We start from the raw sequence: 22,566 nt of genomic DNA, 5'->3' as shown, positions 1-22,566 counted from the left end.
GCCAACCAGCAAGGGATTTTCATGGATTACTTCATCATCATCGTGACCACCATCGCCGGTCTGTATTTCCATTGGTGGCTCTACGTGCGCATCAAGCGTTGGGTGGACCGGGACCTGGCTTTGTCCCTGGCCGGAACCGATGAACAGAAGAAACAATTCATGCTGCAACAGCTGGCCGAGGCCCAACGCCAGAAAGTAAAACGCCGGGACCTGCCGCAATGGCTGGAAGCCGCCGCGGCCGGTTATCCCGGCGACTGACCTGCGCGCTTCAGGGGGCCAGGCGCTCCCGGCTCCACTGCCCCGCCTGCAGGCGATAGTTCAAACGGTCATGCAGGCGGCTGGGGCGACCCTGCCAGAACTCGATGCGCTCCGGCAGCAGGCGATAACCACCCCAATGTTCCGGGCAATCGGGCTGACTATCACTGAAACGCGCCTCGGTGGCCTTGAGCAATTCCTGCAACTCGTTGCGATCGGCGATCACCCGGCTTTGCGGTGAAGCCCAGGCCCCCAACCGACTCCCCAGAGGGCGCACCTGATAATAGGCATCAGACTCCTGGGGAGCGACCTTGACCACCCTTCCTTCGATCCGCACCTGACGCTCCAGGGTCGGCCAGAAGAAGGTCATGGCGGCAAAGGGCCGTGCGGCCAGTTGCTCGCCCTTGGCGCTTTCGTAGTTGGTGAAGAAGGTGAAACCCTGTTCATCCAGCCCCTTGAGCAACAAGATGCGGCAGTGGGGACGACCGTCGGTATCGACAGTCGCCAGCGTCATGGCATTGGCCTCTACCGGCGGTTGCTCGGTCTTCACCGCTTCGGCAAACCACTGATGAAACAGCGCGAAGGGTTCACCCGGGGCCTGAGCCTCGGACAAACCATCGCGGGTGTAATCCCGGCGCATATCAGCCAGAGACTGAGTCATGCCTGCTTCCTTATCCTTGAGAATCAGTTTTTAGCCTGAGCAGTAGCCGTTGTTTTCTTCGCTGGAGCTGCGGCCTTCTTCGCTGGAGCCTTCTTGGCGGCAGGCTTCTTGCCAACGGTGGACTTCTTCGCTGGCGCTGCGGCCTTTTTGCCGGAGGCGGCAGGAACGGGCAGCTTGGCATCTTGCACCGCGACCATTTCGGTCTCGGACGGCGTCGGCTGGTTGTACTTGCTCAACAGGCCCAGCATGGTGCTGCGCTGAGTCAGCATGATTTCCACTCGACGGTTCAGCGAACGGCCTTGAGGGCTGTCATTGGCAGCACGCGGCATGACCGCACCCATGCCACGCAGCATCAGGCGGTCCTGCTTCAAGCCGCTGAGGCTGAAGATGGCAGCAACAGACTGGGCGCGATCACGGCTCAGCTTCTGGTTGGCCAGGGTCGGGCCAGTCGCATCGGCGTGGCCGAGAATCAGTACGGCGGTCTTGGGGTCACCTTCAACAGCCTTGGCAACGCGGGTGAATGGGCCCAGGGTCACCGGCAGCAGCATGGCTGGACGGTCCGGGTTGAAGGACGCATCGACCAGCGCAGTCACCACCAGCACGTTTTCGCGACGTTCTACTTGCAGCTTGCTGTCCTTCACCGCTTCACGCAGGCGCGGCTCGTAGTCGTCCAGCCAGGCCTGGGTGATTTTCGGGTCGGGCATTGGAATGTCCGCCACGTTGACCTTGCTCAGTGGCTTGGGTTGGCTCTTGGCAAACGGCCACCACCAGTGGGTCTCGGAGTCGGCGGCCTTGGCGACCTCTGGAGCTGGAGTCGGCTCGGCTTTCTTGGTCTCAGCCACAGGCTTGTCGGCGGATTCCTTGGAGGAGAACGGCCACCACCAGTTGCTGCTCTCGGCCTTGGCGGCAGGAGCGGCAGGTGCTGCGGCTACAGGGGCAGGAGCTGGAGCTGGCTCGGCTGCTGCCGGCTTGGCGGCAACCGGAGCTTTGCCTGCCGGTGCTGCCTGCTTCGCGGAGGCGGTGGTTTTACCGGCAGCGGCCGCAGGAGCTGCGGGCTTGGCCGCCACTGCCGGCTTGCCTGCTGGAGCGACAGGAGCTGGCGCTTCAGCTGCGACGGGTTTTTCAGCGGCCTGCGGGGCTTCCTTGCTGCTGGCCTTATCGGACCCGAACGACCACCAATGGCCGCCATCCGCTTCATTTTGTGGGGTTTGTGCACAACCGGTGACGGTCAGGCAGATGGCCAAGGCTAGAGACTTGTTCGACGACATGGGATATCCACAAAATGAGATAAAAAATTCGGTCTACATGACCGGTACAAACAGACGCTTGGAAATTATAAAAGCCACAGGGTTCCGTCCTGCAGCTTTCCAAGCATGTTTAAGCAAAAAAGTGCTTAACAGCAACCTTTTTACAGACAATCCGACAAAGCCCGCACCAGCTTCTGTGCCCGTGGATCCATCAATACATAAGGCCCCAGGGTATTTGTCACAAAACCGAACGCCACATCATGCTCCGGGTCAGCAAAACCGATGGAACCCCCGGCCCCCGGATGCCCGAACGCCCGAGCCCCCAGGCCAAAAGTGGCATTGGCGACCTGGGGTTGATCAAGCATGCAGCCCAGGCCGAATCGGGTCTGGGTCAGCAGGGTCTTGTCCATGCCCAGGCTGTGTTCGCGGGTCAGTTCTTCGAGCATATCGGCCTCCAGCAAGCTGCCATCGAGCAGGCCGCTGTAGAACCCGGCGAGACTGCGGGCGTTGCCATGGCCATTGGCTGCCGGCTGCTGCATGCGCCGCCATTCGGGTTTGTTGGTGCTGGTCATGATAGACGGTGGATTGGTGAAGGCCCGGGTGGTCATGGCCGTCGGCTCGCGCAGGGTCACCTGCAGCAAGCGCTGAGCTGCTGCGTCACCCACATTGCCCTTGCCACGGGCGATATGCGCCACCCGATGGAACTCTTCGTCGGCCAGGCCGACATGGAAGTCCAGCCCCAGGGGTCTTGCCACCCGGGCCGCAATGGACTCTCCCGGACCGCGTCCATCAGCGCGTCGGATCAGTTCACCCACCAACCAGCCATAGGTGATAGCGGCGTAGCCATGCCCATCACCCGGCGTCCACCAGGGTTGCTCGGCGGCCAGGGCATCGACCATGGTCTGCCAGTCGTAGAGGGCCTCGGCAGGCAGCAACTCGCGCAGGGCCGGCAAGCCCGCCTGATGACAGAGTAATTGGCGCAAGGTAATGGCAGCTTTGCCTGCTGCGGCGAACTCCGGCCAGTAACTGGCGACCGGCGCATCCAGCCTGAGCTTGCCTTCGGCCACCAGTTGCAGGGCGGTGACCGCAGTGAAGGTCTTGGTGCAGGAGAACAGATTGGCGATGGTATCGCTGTGCCAGGGCTCGGCACCGTCCTTGTCGGCGGTGCCGGCCCACAGGTCGATGACGGTTTCTCCGCCGATCTGGATGCACAGCGCCGCGCCGCGCTCCTGGGGATCGTCGAACAGTGCCGCGAAGGCTTCGCGTACCGCCTCGAATTTAAGTTCGTAATGACCCTGAATCTGCACCCTGACTCCCCCAGCACATTTGCTCGACAACGAGGCGCGCATTGTTCCAGCCCGAAACGGATTTGGGAACAGCCAACGGAGCTCTGCGCAGCGCGGCAGAGCCCCGGATCGATCAATGACCGTTAGCGGAATGGCCGCCAGCGTGCTCACCCGCGCCCTTGCCTTCGTGGCCCTTGCCCGCTTCCTCGCTGCCATGCTCGGCGGCTTCAGCCTGCTGCGCCTGAACCCGGGCCTTCTGTGTTTCCTTGGCCAGTTGTTCAATCGCCTGCAGGTTGCTCTTGCGCACATTGTCGACAAAACCCTGGAAGGGCACATCGGTAATGCCCACCAGGCCAAAATGGCCATTTTCACCGTCCAGCAGACGTCCGGTTACCGGTTGGTCGAGATACTGGAACCAATGCACACCGACAATCGATGGCTCACTCACGGCCTGTTTGAGGAAGTTGGCGTAGGCCGGTCCACGATCTTCCTCCCGAGCCAGCTCGGTCACCCCGCCCCAGAACGGGCCACGATCCCGGGAGCCGAAATTGAACTCGGTCACCAGCACCGGTTTGTCCAGGCTGCGCAGGTACGCAAAGTCCTGACCGTCCTGAGGCTTGAGGGTGTACATGTTGAAGCTCAGCACATCGCAGTACTGGGCACAGGCCGCCACCGCCTCGGGATTGCTGACGGCAAAGCGACCGCCCAGCAGCAGATGGTTGGGGGCATGCCACTTCAGCGAGTCGGCGATGGTCTTGAAATAGGTCTCGGCAAAGACTTTCTGGAAATACTTGAAGTCAGCCTCGATCTCCGGGTGTTCGGGACTTGGCTGTGGCGGCACGAAACCCGGGTCTTCCATCAACTCCCAGGCCGGCAGATCGATGCCCCAGGCTTTCGACAGGCCCGCCTGGTTACGATATTTGTCCCGCAGTTGCTTGAGGAAGGCCCGTTTGGCCGGCACATCGGTGGTCAGGCGCAGGGTGCCGTAGGCCAGGGCATAGCGGGCTTTTGGATCATCACCGGGACCGGCCCAGGCCAGCTCGTTGTCGGCAAAATAACCAATCAGCCAGGGATCATCCCGATGGTCGCGGGCGGCGATGGCCACGGCGCGCTCGGTGGCCATGGCAAAGCGCGGATCGAAGGGGTCCGGCATGCCGCCCCACCAATCACTGCCCGTGCTGATGCTGGCGTAATCACCCACGATCGACAGCGGCAAGGTGTAGGGCACCCGGTCGGCCGCCCCCAGCGCCGGGGCGCTCCAATTACCGATGGTGTTGAATCCCCAGGCCTGCAAGCGGTCCAGGGTGTGGCTGACCCAGCGTCGCTCATCGAAGGTCGGTGCCGCGCATGGGACTGCGGCGGCTTCAGGCGCCGCTGGCTTGGGCTCGGTACTGGAGGCTTCGGCCGGAGCTTCGCTGGCCATTGCACAGGGGGCGCTGTAGGTACGTTGCAGGTTGGCCCGATAGAAGTCGTACCAGCGGCCGGCGTTGTAACCACGTCCCCGATCGGCGCCGTTGCCGCCACGGTTGTCGCCCTCACCGTAATGGCTCGCCAGGGGCTCGCCGTCCTTGGGCAAGGCGCTGAACATCCACTCACGCCCGGCGACATAGGTCTGGCTGTTATCCGGGGCCACGGTGTTGACGCCCAGGGAGTAGAACGGGTGACCTTGCGGAGTCACCAGGAACCAGCGCCCGTCACGCTTTTCCGTGCGGAAGAAGCCGCTGGCCTTGAAGCTCGGACCCTTGTCCCAGCCGCCAAACTTGTCCAGGGAAGTCTTCTCGCGCTCGCCAAGCCACGCCTTGAGTTGCTGCTGTTCCTTGGCATCGGCCGCCTTGAGCTGATCGTCGCTGGTAATCTTTTCCGGCCAGCGGGACCGGGTCGACTGGCCGTAGCCATCCACCAGGGAACCGTAGACCGCCTTGATCACGCCCTCGCCGTCCTGCACACCAAAGCGCTCGAGGAGGATACTCTGAGCGGCCTTGGGGCTATCCAGGGACAAGGTCACCGACACCACCTGGCTGCGGTCCAATTGTCCCTCGCTGCTGGCCAGCAGGATGCGCTGGCCGTCCACGGTCATCGGCATCGGCGGCGCGGCCTTCATGCCTTGGCTCAGGGGAGTGTTGGCCACCAATGGCACCAGCAGGGTCTGCGCCGGCCCCGCGGGCAGATCGACGCGGCTGACCAGGGTCTTGCCGTCGTTGCTTTGAATGGTCACATAGAGGGTCAGGGCCCAGTTCATGGCGCTCTGGATGCGCAGGCTCATCATCCCCGACTGCGACCAGTCCCAGGCACCGCTCTGGGGCGTCAGGGTCAGGCTGGGCCGACTGGTCGGGTTGAAGATGATGCGCCGCAGCACTTCGCCTTCGGCCGTTTGCTCCGCGTTGGACTGCGGCAGGCTGGCATCTTGTGTCGCCACCTGCACCACAGCGGCAGGCCGGACAAAGTTGAACAGCGTCTGTTGTCCGGTCGGGGCCGCCCACACAGGCGCGGTAAACAACAGGGCAAATACAGCGGGCAACGAACGGCGAATCATATGAACCTGGCTCTCCCTAAAGACCGATGAACGGCCGGTGCTGAAGCGGCGATATGAAATAGACAGCAAGGCGCGCAAAGGTGCGCGCCTTGCTTATGATATTTCTCGGCGAAATGGCGGCAAGGCATTGAGGATAGCCTTGCCATAGCGCTGGGTGACCAGGCGGCGGTCCAGCAGGGTGATGGTGCCGCGGTCCTGCTCGGTACGCAGCAGACGGCCGCAGGCCTGAACCAGCTTGAGAGAAGCATCCGGCACCGAGATTTCCATGAATGGATTGCCACCCCGGGCCTCGATCCATTCCGCCAGCGCCGCTTCCACCGGATCATCCGGTACCGAGAACGGGATCTTGGCGATCACCACGTGCTCACAATAGGCACCGGGCAAGTCCACCCCTTCGGCAAAGCTCGCCAGGCCGAACAGCACGCTGGAATCGCCACCGTCGACCCGGGCCTTGTGCTTGTTGAGGGTTTCCTGCTTGGACAGGTTGCCCTGGATGAACACCTGCTTGCGCCAATCCCGATCCAGACCGTCGAACACGTCCTGCATCTGCTTGCGCGAGGAGAACAGCACCAGGGTGCCCCGGGAGCCTTCCACCAGTTCCGGCAGGTCGCGAATGATCGCCGCCGTATGCGCCGGCGCATCCCGCGGATCGGCACGCAGGTCAGGCACTCGCAACACCCCGGCATCAGCGTGATGGAACGGGCTGGGTACCACCGCAGTCACGGCTTTCTTCGGCAGCCCGGCACGCATGCGGAAGCGGTCGAAGGTGCCCAGGGCGGTCAGGGTCGCCGACGTCACCAGGGCGCCGTAGGCCACGTTCCACAAATTGCGTCGGAGCATCTCCGCCGCGAGGATCGGGCTGGCGTTGACCTCGATGTCGAACAGCGAGCCGCTCTCGGCCAGGGTCAGCCAACGGGCCATGGGCGGATTGTCTTCCGGGTCCTCGATGGTGAACGCGGTCCACAGTTCCCAGTTGCCCGACGCCCGCGCCAGCAGGCTACCGAACAGCGGATACCACTCTTCGGCCTGGTTGCTGGCGATGCCGATATTGACCTCGCCATCCATGCCTTCCTTGAGCAGCTCAGTGAGGCGGGTGAACAGATCGGTGAGACGGGAGAAGCCCTTCTTCAACTCGATGCCCATCTCGCGCATGTGGTCGGGAATCAGCCCGCCGACGAAGCGATGGCGTGGCCGTTCGCGGCCTTCCATGTCTTCGCCGGTCTTGAAGTCGGCGATCTGCTCGCAGGCGCTGAACATGAACTGCTGCTGGGTCTTGATCTCCCGCGCCAGCTCCGGCACTTGCTCGATCAAGCGCCCCAGATCCCCCGGCAGCGGGTGCTGGGCCAGCAACTTGGTGAGGTTCTTGGCGGTCTGCTCCAGCCAGTCGGCGGTGGAGCGCAGCCGGGTGTAATGGGCAAAGTGGCCGATGGCCTTGTCCGGCAAGTGGTGGCCTTCGTCGAACACATAGAGGGTGTCGCGCGGGTCCGGCAGCACCGCGCCGCCGCCCAGGGCCAGGTCGGCCAGGACCATGTCATGGTTGGTGACGATCACGTCCACCTTGCCCATGCCTTCCCGAGCCTTGTAGAAGGCGCACTGGCCGAAGTTCGGGCAGTGTCGATTGGTGCACTGGCTGTGGTCGGTGGTCAGGCGTGCCCAATCGGCGTCTTCCAGGGCGGTGGGCCAACTGTCGCGGTCACCGTCCCATTTATTCCCGGCGAGCTTCTCGATCATGCTGGTGAACAGCTTCTGGCTGGCTTCATCCACTTCGATCTTGAAGCCTTCTTCCTCGAACAGCTGGGCGGTGGCGGTCTGCGCGTGGCCTTCCTGAAGCAGCATGTCGAGCTTGGACAGGCACATGTAGCGCCCACGGCCCTTGGCCAGGGAGAAGCTGAAGTTCAGCCCGCTGTTGCGCATCAGGTCCGGCAGGTCCTTGTAGACGATCTGTTCCTGCAGGGCGACGGTGGCGGTGGCAATCACCAGGCGCTTGCCGGCGGCCTTGGCCGTGGGAATGGCCGCCAGACTGTAGGCCACGGTCTTGCCAGTACCGGTGCCGGCTTCCACCGCGACGACCGCCGGGTCGCCACTGCGCCGGCCCTCGTCGTCGGTGTCGATATCACCCAGGACCTTGGCCACTTCGGCGATCATCAGGCGCTGGCCGTAACGCGGCTTGAGGCTCTTGGCTTCGAGAAAACGCGAGTAGGCGCCCTGGATCGTGGTTTTGAGTTCGTTGCTGATCATGGTTTTTCGGGCGCACAAAACGCTGGATAAATTTTCAGTGGTTCGAATCGGCCGCTATCATACCCCGCTAATTCATGTCGCGCAGAACGGAGTACCCGAATGACCGCTTTCGCCCTTGCCTACACCTTGCATGTACTGGCCGCCCTGGTCTGGGTCGGCGGCATGTTTTTCGCCTGGATGGTCCTGCGCCCGGCAGCCGTGGCGGCCCTTGAGGGGCCGGCGCGACTGCAGCTCTGGGTGCAAGTGTTTCCGCGTTTTTTCGTCTGGGTCTGGGTCGCCGTGGTGCTGTTGCCGATCAGCGGTATCGGCCTGCTGCATTTGCGCTTCAGCGGCTTTGAAACCGCACCGAAGTATGTGCAGATCATGATGGGGCTGTATCTGGTGATGACCGCCCTGTTCATCCGCATCCAGTCCCTGCAACTGCCGGAGCTGCGCAAGGCCGTCGCGGCGCAGGACTGGCCGGCCGGCGCCGCGGCGCTGGGCAAGATCCGCCGGCTGGTGGGCAGCAACCTGATCATCGGCCTGGTACTGGTGGCCCTGGCAGCGGCCCGGCCAAGCTTCTGAAAGCAACCGCCCGCTACAGGAGCGGGCGGCTGGAACAATCCATCTTTCGAGGTTGACTACAAACGCTGGACCGTCAGCGACCCCGCCTCGCCCACAGGGCCCGGCTGCCCCTGAGCACCGGGACGCCCGCTTTTGCCGCCATCGGTTCGGTAAACCAGGCAGCCCTTGGACTTGCCCCCAGACCCCGGTTTGCCGCCGGCACCGGCCAGGCCGCCGGCGCCACCATCGACCAGGACCTTGATCTGCTCGCTGGGGTAATCACGGGGCAACTCTAGCCGGACCACGGCGCCCGAAGCCCCGGGCCGGCCGTCACCGCCGTTGTCACCATCGGCACCGCGCCCGGCCTGCCCCCAGGTGCAACCCGGCTCCTGGCCATTGGCGCCATCAAGGCCGACGTAACCGGGAGCCCCCTTGCCACCGCGGGCGTCCACGAACAATTGCTCGGCCTTCAAGGACTCGATTCGCAGGTTCAGATTGCGCCCCGGCTTGGCCGCCTTCTCATAGGTGCCCGGTGCACCACGGGAGCTGATCTGGCTGCCGCTCTCCAACTGCGCATGGCGGACAATCAGTTGCAGGCTTTGCCCGGTAGGCACGATGGCGATCCGCGCGTCACGTCCCAGATGCAGGTCGTCGACCTTGAGTTCGGTGACATTGGCCGGAATCAGCAAGGTGCCGTAGTCCGCCACGTCCAGACGCTCCAGCTGCAGGGTGCTGGCGGTATTGGGCAGGCGCATGAAGGAGTTGGTTTCAACCTGGACCACCTGGGCCACGGCCAGAGGACTGCAGAACAGGGCCAGCAGGCAAAGCTTACGCATGGTCGGTCTCGGCAACAGGAGCAGCAGCGGGAAGGGTTTGCAGGTGGAAGATCCCCACCAGCAGGATGTGTAAACGATCACGCCAGGGATGTGGACGCTCCTTGAGGCTGCCATTGAACAGCAGCAGTTCCAGCAAATGGGTCAAAAGCAACAGGCTACCCGCCAGGTTGACCAGCAGGTGCAACGGATTGATCAATGGATTGACCAGATTGATCAACACCACCAGCCAAAAGACCAAGGTCAGAAACTTCCCCGCCCCCCATAAGACCTTCATAGGCTCCCCTTGTGAATTATTCTTTGCGCGCACAGTAACGACTTACCCCGGGGATACGCCAGAGGTCGATGAAAATTCTTCCCGAAGCGTCTGTTTAGCGGCCCGATCGGCGAGGATCGCCGACCCGGACCGCCTCGTTTCAACGTTGGAGATGCAGTTCCACGCGACGATTCGTTGCTCGCCCCTGCTCACTGTCGTTATCCGCTACCGGCTGACTTTCTCCCAGGCCCTGGCTGCTGATTTTTTCCGACGCCACGCCCTGGCCAACAAGAAAGGTGACGACACTGCTAGCGCGGCGCTCCGAGAGCTTCTGGTTATAGGCATCGGAACCCTGGCTGTCGGTATGCCCGAGCACCTCGATGCTGACCACATCGGCATTGGCCAGCTTGGCCATCAGCCCCTGCAGCTGGTTGCGCGCCTCGGCGGTCAACTCCGCGGAGTCGAAGGCGAACAGCACATTGCCCTGGTCACTGAGGGTGATCACTTCCGCAGGCGCTGCTACCTCAGGCTCCGGCGCCTTGACCACTGCCGGATACTCGGGCATCGGGCAACCGCGATTATCCACCGCCGTGTTGGAAGGCGTGTCCGGGCAACGATCGCGACGATCGAATACCCCATCGCCATCCTCGTCGCCATCCTGGGCGTAACAGATCAGGCCACCACCGATCAGCCCCAGGGCCGCGCCTCCAGCCGCCCAACTACCACTCTCGATCGCTCCCAAGCCACCGCCGGCCAGCCCGCCGAGCAGACTACAGAGGGGCCAGGTGCGTTGGTTGAGGGGAGCAGTGCCATCACTGTGGGTTGCGCAACCTGTCAGTAGGCCGCCGAGCAACAGGACCGGGAAAACGGCCCGAGGAAGAAGGTTCATCATGAATGCTCCTGTGTCACCGGCAAGACCGGTCACACAGGAGTAAAGACTGCCATCGACGGCTGCACAAGCCGCGCAGGCAAAGGGTTTCAGCGGTTGATCTGGATCTCCGTACGACGGTTCATCGCCCGGCCCGCGGCCGTCTTGTTGTCCGCCACCGGCTTGCTTTCACCGGCTCCGGTCACTGACACGAAACTGTTGCGGGGAATGCCGTTGCTGATCAGATAGTCCACGACCGAGTGGGCACGCTTGTCCGAGAGTTTCTGGTTGTAGGCATCGCTGCCGACGCTGTCGGTGTGGCCGGTCACGCGCAGCTGTGCAGTCGGCGCTTCCTGTTTCAGGCGGCTCACGATGGTGTTGAGCTTGGTCTTGTCGGCGTCGGTCAACTTGGCCGAGTCGAAATGGAAGTAGACATCGCGGATGACGATGGTTTCCTCCTTGACCACCACGACTTCTTCCACAACCGGTGGTGGCGGCGGTGGGCAACCGTCGGCATCGACCTGTACACCTTTGGGGGTATGCGGGCACTTGTCGCGGCTGTCCGGCACGCCATCGCCGTCTTCGTCGCCATCGCCTTTTACCCAGCAGTAGGCACCTGCCAGACCACCGACCAACAGTGCGCCACCACCCGCCCACGAGGCGCTTTCGGTGGCGCCCAACGCCGCGCCCGTGACGCCGCCGACTGCGGCACAGGTTGGCCAGTCGGTTTTCTGCAAACCTGCACAACCAGTCAACACACTGGTTAACAGAACCAAGGGTACTGCCGTCCGAATGATGCTCATCTGATTTCTCCTGAGGGATCGGCTCGAGGCCGATTCACGGAGTAAAGACTGCACATTTCATCTGCGCCAGCACCGGGCTATCAGTGATTTCGCCCCGTAAATACGGGAGGTTCGCCGATTTAGTGGCGAACCGCTCTAGGCCCGAGGGTGCCAGCACGCTAGTCTTGGGCGTTCTGATCGAGGAGCTACAATGAGCGCCGGAATTTCTACCCGTACCCCCCAGCAGGCTCTGGCGGCCTTGCTGGACCGTTACGCCCCCCAACAGCTGCTGCTGATCGGCGCCAGCGACTTCCCCGCCCTGGCCGCATTCAAGGAGGCTCATCCCGCTACCGAGGTGGCTCAGGCGGCCCCCGGCCCCTTGCCTGCGGAGCTGGCTGCACGGCGTTTCGACCTGGCCCTGGCGGTGGATTGCCTGGAGCACCTGCCCAAGCGCGATGGCCTGAACCTGCTTGGGGGCATTCGCAACCTCAATGCCAGCCGGATTGCCGTGCTGGCCGACCTGAGTGCCTGCGGCTGGCAGGAGACCGACTTTTTCTCCCTGGCGCTGCAGGCCAGTGAACGCTTCCAGCGGGACGAACAGGTGCTGACCCTGTTTACCTATGATCTGCTTGAATACAAACAAGTGCCCGACTGGCTCAACGCTCGCTTCTGGGCGAACCCGGAAAACTTTGGAAAGTATTGGTGGTAACACAATGAGCGCCTCGATTTGTCCTTGTGGCAGCGGCAACCTGCTGGACGCCTGCTGCGGCCACTACCACGCCGGTCATCCCGCCCCTTGCGCCGAAGCCCTGATGCGTTCGCGCTACAGCGCCTATGTACTGGGGCAAGTGGACTACCTGCTGGCCACCACACTGCCCGTACAACAGGCAGGCCTGGATCGCCAATCCATCAGTGACTGGAGCGCACAAAGCACCTGGCTGGGGCTGGAGGTAGAAAGCTCGGAGGTCTTCGGCGGTCAGCCCGAACATGCCTTCGTCACCTTCACTGCGCGCTGGCATGACAACCAGGGCGAACACAGCCATCGCGAACGCTCGTCCTTCGTGCAGAATCATGGACGCTGGTATTTCATCGACCCCACCGTGCCCCTGAATGCCGGACGCAACGACGCCTGCCCCTGTGGTAGCGGGCAAAAATTCAAGAAGTGCTGCGCCGGCTATTTCACACGCTGAGCCTTTGCAGGCCAGGCACCCCATGCCCAGGACGGGTACAGGGGGTTCAAAGGGAGTCTTGCAATGATCGGTGAACTGCGCGCACTACGGGCCGTCTGCCTGTTCGGACTATTGAGCCTGTCGGGATGCGCGTCCTGGTTCACCGATGAGGACCTGGCCCCTGCGGTCCACCTGGTCAAGGTCGAGGTGGTCAAGGCCAACCTGCTGGAGCAGCGCTTCACCCTGCACCTGCGGGTCGACAATCCCAATGACAGCGACCTGACCGTGCGCCGCTTGACCTACCGGGTCTACCTGGAGCGTTTTCTGCTCAGCGAGGGCGAGCATGAACACTGGTTCACCGTCACGCCCCACAGCAGCCGCTACTTCAAGGTGCCGGTGCGCACCAATCTCTGGCCGCAGATCCGGGATGTGGTGAAACTGTTGCGCAAGCCCGAACGGCCGATCCCCTATCGCCTCGAAGGGGAGCTGGAAATCGGATTATTCATCGGCCAGGACGTGCACCTGAAGCGCAATGGCGTGATAATTCCCGGCGATTTTATCCCGGAGTAACCCGCAATGACCCAGCAACCTCATGTCCATGGCCCGGACTGCAACCACGATCATGACCACCACGATCATGACCATGGCCATGTTCACGGTCCGCACTGCAACCACGCCCACCAGGAACCCGTGCGCAACGCGCTGAAAGACGTTGGCCGCAACGATCCTTGCCCATGCGGCAGCAGCAAGAAGTTCAAGAAGTGCCACGGCGCTTGATCTGATTGCGCAAGAGGCCTGTCCGCGCCACGTCGCCGTCCGGCCTCTCCTAAAAAAGCTGCGCCAGGTTCAACACCGTGGCGTACTCGCCGTGCAGGTTGGCCAGCGACATGTCATGCACCTCCTCGGCAGAACGGGCTCGACCGGCAAAGTCGCGCTTGTCGAAGGTGAAGCAGGCGTCGGCCACCACCCATACCGCAAAGCCCAGGTTACCGGCGGTTCTCGCCGTCGACTCCACCGAGTTGTTGGTGGCCACACCGACTATCACCAACTGCCCGATCCCCTGCTGGCGCAGATCCGCCTCCAGCGAGGTGCCACAAAAGGCATCCGGCACCTGTTTCTGAATCAGTCCCTCCGCCGTTTGCGGACGAAAACGCGGCTGAAACTCCACGCCGGACTGCCCGGGCCAGAACACCGAATCCGTCGAGCGCGACAGATGCTGCACATGGATCACCGGCCAACCCCGGGAGCGCCAATGGGCCAGCAACTCGAGCATCCGCTCCTCTGCCTCGGGATTGTTTCGTGGGCCGAGCCGGGGATGCAGGATGCCTTGCTGTTGATCGATGATTAGCAGCGCCGTGTCGGCCGGAATGGGCATGCAACATTCTCCGTTGGAGCGTCATTGAATTTTGCCAACTTCAACATCACCTGCTGTGACAGGCAAGCCACTCATTGCACACCGGACGACCTAATGCAGACGCTTGCTGTCGGGCCATCGTCGAGCATGAAACGACAGATGACGGCGCTCCGGCGCTGGCTATTTGTGGCGTGGTCAAGAAATACCTCCAGCCCCCGCTTGCGCGGCACTCGCCTGCTCACTAACGTAGCGCCTTTATCGACGCTACCCCCCGCAGGAGCTTTGCCATGGCCTCGCCAGCCCTCTCACATTTTCTTCCCCGGTTCGGCGTTGCCGCGGCAGTGGCCGGTGCTCTCAGCCTGGCCGGTTGCCAGTCCTGGAACACTCAAAACAGCCTGCCACCCACCTCCGGCGTACAGCCTCTCAAGGGCCTGGCGCAGAATGTTTCGGTTAGGCGTAGCGTCGTCGGTGTACCGCTGATCGAAAGCAACAGTTTCCACGACGCGCTGTTCACCCTGGGCTATGTACACGCCAGCGATCGTATCGAACAGATGGTCACCCTGCGCCTGCTGGCCCAGGGCCGCTTGGCGGAGATGTCCGGCGCCGAGGTGCTGGAAGTCGACCGCCTGATGCGCGCGGTGAATCTGAAGAAAAGCGCCGACGAGCTGTACAAGGCCTCATCACCACGGATCAAGCGTTTCTTCGAGGTCTACGCTCGAGGCGTCAACGCCTACCTGTTCCGCTACCGCGACAAGCTGCCGCCAGACCTGGCCGCCCGCGGCTACATCCCTGAATACTGGAAGGCCGAGGATTCGGCACTGATTTTCTGCCTGCTGAATTTCGGCCAGTCCGCCAATCTGCTGGAAGAGATCAACAGCCTGGTACTGGCACAAAAGGTCGGCAGCGACAAACTGCCCTGGCTGACCCCGAGCTACCCCGATGAACCGCTGCCCACGGCCGAGGCCGACAAGCTCAAGGGGCTGGCCTTGCATGTGCCGGGCTTGAGTGAACTCAGCCTGGCCGCCAAGCAGATGTCGACCCTCAACTCACTGGGTGTCACGGCCGGCAGCAACCTGGCCGTCGCCCCGCAGCGCGCTCGCAGCGGTCGCAGCCTGCTGGCCAGCGATAGCCAGATCGGCGCCTGGTACTACGTACAGATCCGCGCGCCGAAATATCAGGCGGCCGGGGCCTCGATCGCTGGTCTACCGGCCATTCTGCAAGGCTTCAACGGCAAGCTGGCCTGGAGCATGAGCTCGGCGATGGGCGACAACCAGGACCTGTTCCTGGAAAAACTCAAACGCCAGGGCAACGCTCTGTACTACCAGAACAACGGAAAATGGCAGCCGGTCATCGTTCGCAACGAGACCTACTTCGTCAAAGGCCAGCGGCCAATTCGCGAAGCGGTGTACGAAACCCGCCACGGTCCGCTGCTCAACAGCACCCTGGGGATCAACGCCAACAATGCCCTGGCCAGTGGCTACGGCCTGGCGCTGCAAATGCCGGAGCTCAAGGACGACAGGAGCCTGGATGCGTTCTTCGATCTGTCACGGGCCCAGAATGTGGAGAAGGCCTCCGACGCCAGCCGCGAGATCCGCGCCATTGCCCTGAATATGGTCTACGCCGATGCCAGCAACATCGGCTGGCAGGTCACCGGGCGCTTCCCCAACCGCCGCGAGGGCGAAGGCCTGCTGCCCTCTCCCGGCTGGGACGGACGCTATGACTGGGATGGCTACGCCGACCCGATGCTCCACCCTTATGACCAGGACCCGGCGCAAGGCTGGATCGCCACCGCCAATCAGCGGGTCATCCCCCGCGGTTACGGCATGCAGCTGTCCAACTCCTGGGACGCTCCGGAGCGGGCCGAGCGCATCGGCCAATGGCTGTCGGGCGGCAAGCAGGACAACCGCAGCCTGATTGCCCTGCAGTACGACCAGACCACCCTGTTCGCCGCCAAGTTGAAGATGATGTTCGAGGCGCCGGGCATGGCCCTGCCGCTGAAAAACGCCATCGACGCCCTGCCCGATGCAGACCGCGCCAAGGCCCGTGAAGCCTACAGCCGGCTGATGGCGTTCGACGGCAAGCTCAGCGCCGGCTCCGCCGACGCCGCGCTCTACGAACTGTTCCTCCAGGAAAGCGCCAAGCAGACCTTCCTCAAACAGCTCGGTCCGGAGCCCGGCGTTGCCTGGCAGGCGTTCGTTGCCAATGCGGGCCTGTCCTATCCGGCCCAGGCCGACCATCTTCTGAGCCGGGAAGACAGCCCGTTCTGGGGCGACTCGCGTAACGGGCAAAAAGAGGACAAGCCGGCCATTATCGCCCGCAGCCTGGCGGCGGCCATCAGTTCGGGCGAGCAACTGCTGGGCACGGACCGCAAGGCCTGGCAGTGGGGCAAGTTGCACAGCTACCGCTGGACCCGCAACAGCGGCCAGGCGATACGCGCCCCCTTGCAGGCCGGTGGCGACCAGAACACCGTCAACAGCGCCGGCTATCGCTGGGGACAGGACTTTGCCATCACCACGACCCCGGCCCTGCGTTTCGTCGTCGACTTCGCGCTGAGCGAGCCGCTGATGGGCCTCAACAGCAGTGGCCAATCCAGCAACCCGGTGAGCCCGAACTACGCCAACGGCATCGACGGCTGGCTCAAGGCCCAGTACCTGAGTTTCCCGATGCAACCGCAGAACTTTGAACGCAGCTACGGCAAGACCCGCCTGACCCTGGTCCCGGGCAAGTAACCTCCCCCCGGCCGAACCCGCTGGCGCATCCTGCGCCAGCGGGTTCGCCTCATAACGATCACTCCGCTCTGCAGACGCCAGCGCCCAAACCAGCGGACATGCGCTCTGCAGCGCCTCGTAGTCCGCTCCCCAGCATCGCCGCCCCCTCTTGGCGCCGCGCCGCCCACACGCCTCCTTTCAGTGCACAACAGGCCTTGCCCAGGTGTTGCCAACTGCTTTTAAAACACTTGTTCGGGGCTCTGGTTCGGAAATTGCTACTTTCAATAAGTCTTATGCGTTCCAGTAACAGTACTCATGCGCCACAAGCGCTCATATTGGTTCTTAGGGATTGAATAATGAAAAAAGCATTGCTGACCCTTTCCGCACTGGCTCTCTGCATGGCCGCCGGCTCCGCGCTGGCCAAGGAATACAAGGAACTGCGCTTCGGCGTCGATCCGTCCTATGCCCCCTTCGAGTCCAAGGCCGCCGACGGTAGCCTGGTGGGCTTCGACATCGACCTGGGCAACGCCATCTGTGCCGAGCTGAAGGTCAAGTGCAAATGGGTCGAAAGTGACTTCGACGGCATGATTCCCGGGCTGAAAGCCAATAAATTCGACGGTGTGATCTCGTCCATGACCGTCACTGCAGCCCGGGAAAAAGTCATCGACTTCTCCAACGAGCTGTTCTCCGGTCCCACCTCGTTCGTGTTCAAGAAAGGTTCGGGCTTGAGCGCAGACACCGCCTCGCTCAAGGGCAAGACCGTGGGCTATGAGCAGGGCACCATTCAGGAAGCCTATGCCAAGGCCGTACTGGACAAGGCAGGAGTCAAGACCCAGGCCTATCAGAACCAGGATCAGGTCTATGCCGACCTGACTTCAGGGCGCCTGGATGCCTCGATCCAGGACATGCTGCAAGCCGAACTGGGCTTCCTCAAATCGCCGCAGGGCGCGGGCTACGAAGTCAGCAAGCCGGTGGATGACCCACTGCTGCCGTCCAAGACCGCCATCGGTATCTCAAAAGGTAACAAAGAGCTGAAAGCGCTCCTGGATAAAGGTATCAAAGCGTTACACGATGATGGCACCTACGCCACCATCCAGAAAAAACACTTCGGTGACCTGAACCTCTACAGCGGTAAATAACCTGCCGGCGCCCATCCTCGATGGGCGCCTTTTTTATCGCCACGGGTCACTGATCAATGCTCGAAGAACTTCTAAAAAACCTGGGGCTTTCCGCCTTCAGCCTGAAGGGTTTCGGCCCTCTGCTGCTGGAAGGTACCTGGATGACCATCAAGTTGTCGGTGTTGTCGCTGCTGGTCAGCGTCTTGCTCGGCCTGCTCGGCGCCAGTGCCAAACTCTCCAGCGTTGCCTTGCTGCGGGTCCCCGCCCAGCTCTATACCACCCTGATCCGCGGGGTGCCGGACCTGGTACTGATGCTGCTGATTTTCTACAGCCTGCAAACCTGGCTGACCTCCTTCACCGACTTCATGGAGTGGGAATACATCGAGATCAATCCTTTCAGCGCCGGGGTGATCACCCTGGGTTTCATCTATGGCGCCTATTTCACCGAAACCTTCCGCGGGGCGATCCTCGCCGTGCCCCGGGGCCAGGTAGAAGCGGCCACCGCCTATGGCCTCAAGCGCGGCCAGCGCTTTCGCTTCGTGGTCTTCCCGCAGATGATGCGCTTCGCCCTGCCGGGCATCAGCAACAACTGGATGGTGATGCTCAAGGCCACGGCCCTGGTGTCGATCATCGGCCTGGCCGATCTGGTCAAGGCCGCCCAGGATGCCGGCAAGAGCACCTATCAGCTGTTCTACTTCCTGGTCCTGGCGGCACTGATCTACCTGTTGATCACCAGCGCCTCCAACTTCGTCCTGCGCAAGCTTGAACGGCGCTATGCCGCCGGCGCCCGGGAGGCCGTGCGATGATCGAACTCCTGCAGGAATACTGGCGTCCCTTCCTTTACAGCGACGGTTACCACATGACCGGGCTGGCCATGACCATGTGGCTGCTCACGGCCTCGATCTGCATTGGCTTTTTGGTGTCGATCCCGCTGTCCATCGCCCGGGTCTCGCCCAAGCGCTACATCCGCTGGCCGGTGCAGTTCTACACCTACCTGTTTCGCGGCACACCGCTCTATATCCAGTTGCTGATTTGCTACACCGGGATCTACAGCATCGCCGCGATCCGCGCGCAACCGCTGCTCGACGCGTTCTTTCGCGACGCGATGAACTGCACCATCCTCGCGTTTTCCCTGAATACCTGCGCCTACACCACGGAAATTTTCGCCGGGGCGATCCGCAGCATGGCCCACGGCGAAGTGGAGGCAGCCAAGGCCTATGGTTTGAGCGGCTGGAAGCTGTATGCGTACGTGATCATGCCTTCGGCCCTGCGCCGCTCGCTGCCCTACTACAGCAACGAAGTGATCCTGATGTTGCACTCCACCACGGTGGCCTTTACCGCGACCATTCCCGACATCCTGAAAATCGCCCGGGACGCCAACTCGGCGACCTTCCTGACGTTTCAGTCGTTCGGTATCGCCGCCATCATCTACCTGTGCGTGACCTTCACCCTGGTGGGCCTGTTCCGTCTCGCTGAACGCCGCTGGCTGGCCTTCCTCGGGCCGACCCACTAGGACTTGCTGCCGGGAAATCACCAATGCGCCACGAGATCCACGACCTGCTCGCTCCGCTGCCGGGCACCGCGCGCCAGGTCCACAGTTTTCATTTCGGCCCCGCCCAGGCCCAAGGCAAGGTCTACATCCAGTCCTCCCTGCATGCCGACGAATTGCCCGGCATGCTGGTGGCCTGGCACCTCAAGCAGCGCCTGACGGAGCTGGAAGCCGCCGGTCGCCTGTTGCATGAAATAGTCCTGGTGCCGGTGGCCAATCCGGTGGGCCTGGAACAAGTGTTGATGGACGTTCCACTGGGGCGCTACCAGCTGGAAAGCGGGCAGAACTTCAATCGCGGCTTCGTCGACCTCAGTGAAGAGGTCGGCAACGCCATCGAAGGGCTGCTCACTCACGATCCGCAGCACAACCTCGACCTGATTCGCCGACACCTGAGCGATGCCCTGACCCGTCAACGACCACAGACGCAATTGCAGTCCCTGCAACTGGCCCTGCAACGGCTGGCCTGCGATGCCGACATGGTGCTGGACCTGCACTGCGACTTCGAAGCCGTGGCGCACCTGTACACCACCCCCGAAGCCTGGCCCCAGGTAGAGCCATTGGCCCGCTACCTCGGCGCCGAAGCCTGCCTCCTGGCCACCGACTCCGCGGCCTGGTCGTTCGACGAGTGCTTCAGCCTGCTGTGGTGGCAACTGCAACAGCGCTTCGGCGAACACTTCGCCATTCCCACGGGCACCTTTGCGGTCACGGTCGAGCTGCGTGGTCAGGGCGACGTCAACCACGGCCTGGCCAGCCTCGACTGCCAGGCCATGCTGGACTACCTGACCCGCTTCGGCGCCATTGCCGGCCAGGTTCCGCCGTTGCCTGAGCTGCCCTTTCCGGCCACGCCGCTGGCGGCGGTCGAACCGTTAGCGACGCCTGTGGGCGGGCTGCTGGTGTTCGCTGCGCTACCGGGGGAATACCTGGAGGCCGGGCAGTTGGTGGCTGAAATCATCGACCCGATCCATGACCGGGTTACACCTATCCATTGCAACAATGCCGGGCTCCTGTATGCCCGCTCGCTGCGGCGCATGGCCACCGCCGGCATGGTGATCGCCCATGTCGCCGGCCGCGAGGCCTATCGCAGCGGCTATCTACTTTCGCCTTGAGGATGCAAGCCCCATGTACAAACTGACCATTGAAGGCCTGCATAAATGCTACGGCGATAATGAGGTGCTCAAAGGTGTGTCTCTCAAGGCCAAGACCGGTGACGTGATCAGCCTGATCGGCGCCAGTGGTTCGGGCAAAAGCACCTTTCTGCGTTGCATCAACTTTCTCGAAACCCCGGACGACGGCGCCATGAGCCTGGATGGCCAGCCGATCCGCATGGTCAGCGATCGCCACGGCATGCACGTGGCCGATCCTGCCGAGCTGCAGCGGATTCGTACGCGCCTGGCGATGGTGTTCCAGCATTTCAACCTGTGGAGCCACATGACGGTGCTGGAAAACATCACCATGGCCCCGCGTCGGGTGCTGGGAGTCAGTAACAAGGACGCCGAAGAACGGGCCCGGCGCTATCTGGACAAGGTCGGCCTGCCGGCCCGCGTCGCTGGCCAGTACCCGGCGTTCCTCTCCGGCGGCCAGCAGCAGCGAGTGGCCATCGCCCGGGCATTGGCCATGGAGCCGGAAGTCATGTTGTTCGACGAACCCACGTCAGCCCTGGACCCGGAGCTGGTGGGCGAGGTGCTCAAGGTGATTCAGGGCCTGGCCGAGGAAGGCCGGACCATGATCATGGTCACCCACGAGATGAGCTTCGCCCGCAAGGTGTCGAGCCAGGTGCTGTTTCTGCACAAGGGCTTGGTGGAAGAGGAAGGCACTCCTGAAGAGGTGCTGGGCAACCCGAAAAGCGAGCGCCTGCAGCAGTTTCTCAGTGGCAACCTGAAGTAGCGGCCGCGTAGAACGCCACCGTCCGCGCAAGATTGTCGCGGACGGGGCGACTGACGGTATCCAGTGAGTTCAAGCCACAGGCGCGGGCGGCGGCTCGTCCGGCAAAGTGGGCTCACCAGGTTCGGTAGGTTCTGGGGGTTGGGGAGAGTCCGGGTCGGGCTGACCGGGAATGCCGCCTGCCATGTTGACAGGCGGATGTGCCAGCAGGGTCCAAGCCAATACCCCAACCTGATTGGGTTCCAGCCTGGCCAAGGTGGCGCTGATTCGCGGATCTATCTTCATGGGGCACTCCTGAGCTGAGCCCGGTACGCCTTGCGCATACCGGAAATACACCCAATAGAGTGTGGGTGTGCTCAGGAATTCCCGCTATTTGTCAGACGGACGCAATCAGGTACGCGGCAGGGTCACGCCACGCTGGCCCTGGTATTTGCCGCCACGGTCCTTGTAGGAAACTTCGCACTCTTCATCCGACTCCAGGAACAGCATCTGCGCCACGCCTTCATTGGCGTAGATCTTGGCCGGCAAGGTGGTGGTGTTGGAGAACTCCAGGGTCACGTGGCCTTCCCACTCGGGCTCCAGCGGAGTCACGTTGACGATGATGCCGCAACGGGCATAGGTGCTCTTGCCCAGGCAGATGGTCAGCACGTTGCGCGGAATGCGGAAATACTCGACGGTACGGGCCAGGGCGAAGGAGTTTGGCGGGATGATGCAGACGTCGCTCTTGATGTCGACGAAGCTCTTTTCATCGAAGTTCTTCGGGTCGACGGTGGCCGAATTGATGTTGGTGAACACCTTGAATTCATCAGCGCAACGCACATCGTAGCCGTAGCTCGACACCCCGAAAGAGATCAGCCGATCCGGGCCTTCGCCACGCATCTGGCGCTCTACGAAGGGCTCGATCATGCCGTGCTCTTGCGCCATGCGGCGAATCCACTTGTCCGATTTGATGCTCATGGCGGGTGTCCTGAAATAACGAGGTGAAAAAATTCTGTCCGGCATCTTACCGGGGCGCGGGGTCGGGTTCAAAGTCCGGGACGTTTTTCTCGCCTGACACCAGGATTTTCAAGGGTTCGGCGACGAACGACGGGCCGTCAGTCACGAAAACCGAGAAACCTTGGCCCTAGCCATTGGCACGTTCAGGAAAAAGGGTTAAGGTGGCGCCACTGTGCTGCTTGTGTCACTGAGAATCTCTACACGATGTTGAATTTCGATCCAACCATCTCCAAGAATTTTTCCTGCTCTTTGCACTCAGTCTCGGCCAGGGCTTTTCCTGAGTCGCAGT

24 protein-coding genes are annotated in these 22,566 nt (G+C 62.4%); 12 read left to right on the top strand and 12 right to left on the bottom strand.

The features are described 5' to 3' along the window. The first annotated feature begins 21 nt into the window (after positions 1 to 21). The gene (locus tag LOY69_RS06470) at positions 22 to 258 is read left to right on the top strand and encodes a hypothetical protein (protein ID WP_102878622.1); all 237 of its coding nucleotides are present in this window, start codon (positions 22 to 24) and stop codon (positions 256 to 258) included. Positions 259 to 268: 10 nt separating this feature from the next. Here LOY69_RS06470 and pdxH read toward each other — a convergent pair whose 3' ends face one another. From pdxH to dinG, 5 genes are all read right to left on the bottom strand, one after another. Continuing rightward, complete coding sequence (pdxH, locus tag LOY69_RS06465; protein ID WP_265074278.1) at positions 269 to 916, bottom strand: pyridoxamine 5'-phosphate oxidase; 648 nt, start codon at positions 914 to 916, stop codon at positions 269 to 271. A gap of 23 nt (positions 917 to 939) precedes the next feature. Then, complete coding sequence (locus LOY69_RS06460) at positions 940 to 2,184, bottom strand: OmpA family protein (protein WP_265074277.1); 1,245 nt, start codon at positions 2,182 to 2,184, stop codon at positions 940 to 942. A gap of 140 nt (positions 2,185 to 2,324) precedes the next feature. Then, positions 2,325 to 3,470: a serine hydrolase domain-containing protein gene (locus tag LOY69_RS06455; RefSeq protein ID WP_253083847.1), complete on the bottom strand. Its 1,146-nt coding sequence runs from the start codon at positions 3,468 to 3,470 to the stop codon at positions 2,325 to 2,327. A gap of 112 nt (positions 3,471 to 3,582) precedes the next feature. Continuing rightward, the gene (locus LOY69_RS06450) at positions 3,583 to 5,982 is read right to left on the bottom strand and encodes a beta-galactosidase (protein ID WP_102878619.1); all 2,400 of its coding nucleotides are present in this window, start codon (positions 5,980 to 5,982) and stop codon (positions 3,583 to 3,585) included. A 93-nt stretch (positions 5,983 to 6,075) separates the two neighbouring features. Beyond that, positions 6,076 to 8,220 (bottom strand): ATP-dependent DNA helicase DinG, encoded by a 2,145-nt coding sequence (gene dinG, locus LOY69_RS06445; protein ID WP_102878618.1) that lies wholly within the window; start codon positions 8,218 to 8,220, stop codon positions 6,076 to 6,078. Positions 8,221 to 8,319: 99 nt separating this feature from the next. Between dinG and LOY69_RS06440 the strand changes: the two genes are divergently transcribed. Next, on the top strand, positions 8,320 to 8,784 hold the full coding sequence (locus LOY69_RS06440; RefSeq protein ID WP_102861461.1) for a CopD family protein: 465 nt from the start codon (positions 8,320 to 8,322) through the stop codon (positions 8,782 to 8,784). A gap of 56 nt (positions 8,785 to 8,840) precedes the next feature. Here LOY69_RS06440 and LOY69_RS06435 read toward each other — a convergent pair whose 3' ends face one another. The 4 genes from LOY69_RS06435 to LOY69_RS06420 form a co-directional block, all read right to left on the bottom strand. Continuing rightward, a complete protein-coding gene (locus LOY69_RS06435; protein ID WP_265074276.1) occupies positions 8,841 to 9,599 on the bottom strand; it encodes a collagen-like protein in 759 nt (252 codons plus the stop codon). Then, complete coding sequence (locus tag LOY69_RS06430) at positions 9,592 to 9,873, bottom strand: DUF1145 domain-containing protein (protein ID WP_102878616.1); 282 nt, start codon at positions 9,871 to 9,873, stop codon at positions 9,592 to 9,594. The genes LOY69_RS06435 and LOY69_RS06430 overlap by 8 nt, the downstream gene beginning before the upstream one ends. Before the next feature lie 139 nt (positions 9,874 to 10,012). Continuing rightward, entirely contained in the window at positions 10,013 to 10,741 is a 729-nt protein-coding gene (locus LOY69_RS06425) for an OmpA family protein (protein ID WP_265074876.1), read from the bottom strand. 89 nt (positions 10,742 to 10,830) lie between these two features. Further along, positions 10,831 to 11,523 carry an OmpA family protein gene (locus LOY69_RS06420; RefSeq protein ID WP_110594989.1) on the bottom strand — a complete coding sequence of 231 codons (693 nt, stop codon included), beginning with the start codon at positions 11,521 to 11,523 and terminating at the stop codon, positions 10,831 to 10,833. 190 nt (positions 11,524 to 11,713) lie between these two features. On the opposite strand from LOY69_RS06420, the gene LOY69_RS06415 reads away from it, so the two are divergent. The 4 genes from LOY69_RS06415 to LOY69_RS06400 all read left to right on the top strand — a co-directional run bounded on the left by LOY69_RS06415 (position 11,714) and on the right by LOY69_RS06400 (position 13,448). After that, positions 11,714 to 12,211 (top strand): DUF6231 family protein, encoded by a 498-nt coding sequence (locus LOY69_RS06415; protein ID WP_102861456.1) that lies wholly within the window; start codon positions 11,714 to 11,716, stop codon positions 12,209 to 12,211. Between the two features lie 4 nt (positions 12,212 to 12,215). After that, complete coding sequence (locus LOY69_RS06410; protein WP_102861455.1) at positions 12,216 to 12,692, top strand: YchJ family protein; 477 nt, start codon at positions 12,216 to 12,218, stop codon at positions 12,690 to 12,692. A gap of 63 nt (positions 12,693 to 12,755) precedes the next feature. After that, positions 12,756 to 13,241 (top strand): LEA type 2 family protein, encoded by a 486-nt coding sequence (locus LOY69_RS06405; protein ID WP_102861454.1) that lies wholly within the window; start codon positions 12,756 to 12,758, stop codon positions 13,239 to 13,241. Positions 13,242 to 13,247: 6 nt separating this feature from the next. Continuing rightward, the gene (locus LOY69_RS06400; RefSeq protein ID WP_007923047.1) at positions 13,248 to 13,448 is read left to right on the top strand and encodes an SEC-C metal-binding domain-containing protein; all 201 of its coding nucleotides are present in this window, start codon (positions 13,248 to 13,250) and stop codon (positions 13,446 to 13,448) included. Between the two features lie 49 nt (positions 13,449 to 13,497). Here the strand turns inward: LOY69_RS06400 and LOY69_RS06395 are convergent, their stop codons facing one another. Further along, positions 13,498 to 14,046, bottom strand: a complete 549-nt coding sequence (locus LOY69_RS06395) for a cysteine hydrolase family protein (RefSeq protein WP_102878614.1) — start codon at positions 14,044 to 14,046, stop codon at positions 13,498 to 13,500. 266 nt (positions 14,047 to 14,312) lie between these two features. On the opposite strand from LOY69_RS06395, the gene LOY69_RS06390 reads away from it, so the two are divergent. The 6 genes from LOY69_RS06390 (at position 14,313) to LOY69_RS06365 (ending at position 21,284) form a co-directional block, all read left to right on the top strand. Further along, positions 14,313 to 16,754 carry a penicillin acylase family protein gene (locus LOY69_RS06390; protein ID WP_265074275.1) on the top strand — a complete coding sequence of 814 codons (2,442 nt, stop codon included), beginning with the start codon at positions 14,313 to 14,315 and terminating at the stop codon, positions 16,752 to 16,754. A 335-nt stretch (positions 16,755 to 17,089) separates the two neighbouring features. Then, on the top strand, positions 17,090 to 17,872 hold the full coding sequence (locus LOY69_RS06385; protein WP_102878612.1) for a transporter substrate-binding domain-containing protein: 783 nt from the start codon (positions 17,090 to 17,092) through the stop codon (positions 17,870 to 17,872). A 56-nt stretch (positions 17,873 to 17,928) separates the two neighbouring features. Then, positions 17,929 to 18,657, top strand: a complete 729-nt coding sequence (locus LOY69_RS06380; protein ID WP_102861450.1) for an ABC transporter permease — start codon at positions 17,929 to 17,931, stop codon at positions 18,655 to 18,657. Continuing rightward, positions 18,654 to 19,364 carry an ABC transporter permease gene (locus tag LOY69_RS06375; protein WP_265074274.1) on the top strand — a complete coding sequence of 237 codons (711 nt, stop codon included), beginning with the start codon at positions 18,654 to 18,656 and terminating at the stop codon, positions 19,362 to 19,364. The genes LOY69_RS06380 and LOY69_RS06375 overlap by 4 nt, the downstream gene beginning before the upstream one ends. 23 nt (positions 19,365 to 19,387) lie before the next feature. Further along, positions 19,388 to 20,506 (top strand): succinylglutamate desuccinylase/aspartoacylase family protein, encoded by a 1,119-nt coding sequence (locus LOY69_RS06370; RefSeq protein WP_265074273.1) that lies wholly within the window; start codon positions 19,388 to 19,390, stop codon positions 20,504 to 20,506. A gap of 13 nt (positions 20,507 to 20,519) precedes the next feature. Further along, complete coding sequence (locus tag LOY69_RS06365) at positions 20,520 to 21,284, top strand: ABC transporter ATP-binding protein (protein WP_265074272.1); 765 nt, start codon at positions 20,520 to 20,522, stop codon at positions 21,282 to 21,284. A 69-nt stretch (positions 21,285 to 21,353) separates the two neighbouring features. Here LOY69_RS06365 and LOY69_RS06360 read toward each other — a convergent pair whose 3' ends face one another. Together LOY69_RS06360 and dcd are read right to left on the bottom strand one after the other, a co-directional pair. Continuing rightward, on the bottom strand, positions 21,354 to 21,566 hold the full coding sequence (locus LOY69_RS06360; protein ID WP_102861446.1) for a hypothetical protein: 213 nt from the start codon (positions 21,564 to 21,566) through the stop codon (positions 21,354 to 21,356). Positions 21,567 to 21,671: 105 nt separating this feature from the next. Next, a complete protein-coding gene (gene dcd / locus LOY69_RS06355) occupies positions 21,672 to 22,238 on the bottom strand; it encodes a dCTP deaminase (RefSeq protein ID WP_016965530.1) in 567 nt (188 codons plus the stop codon). Between the last annotated feature and the right edge of the window lie 328 nt (positions 22,239 to 22,566).

The organism is Pseudomonas sp. B21-059 (assembly GCF_026016285.1).
Taxonomy (GTDB): Bacteria; Pseudomonadota; Gammaproteobacteria; order Pseudomonadales; family Pseudomonadaceae; genus Aquipseudomonas; species Aquipseudomonas danubii.
Note: the sequence above shows the minus strand (reverse complement) of the source record. Positions and strands in the feature narration are given on the sequence as shown.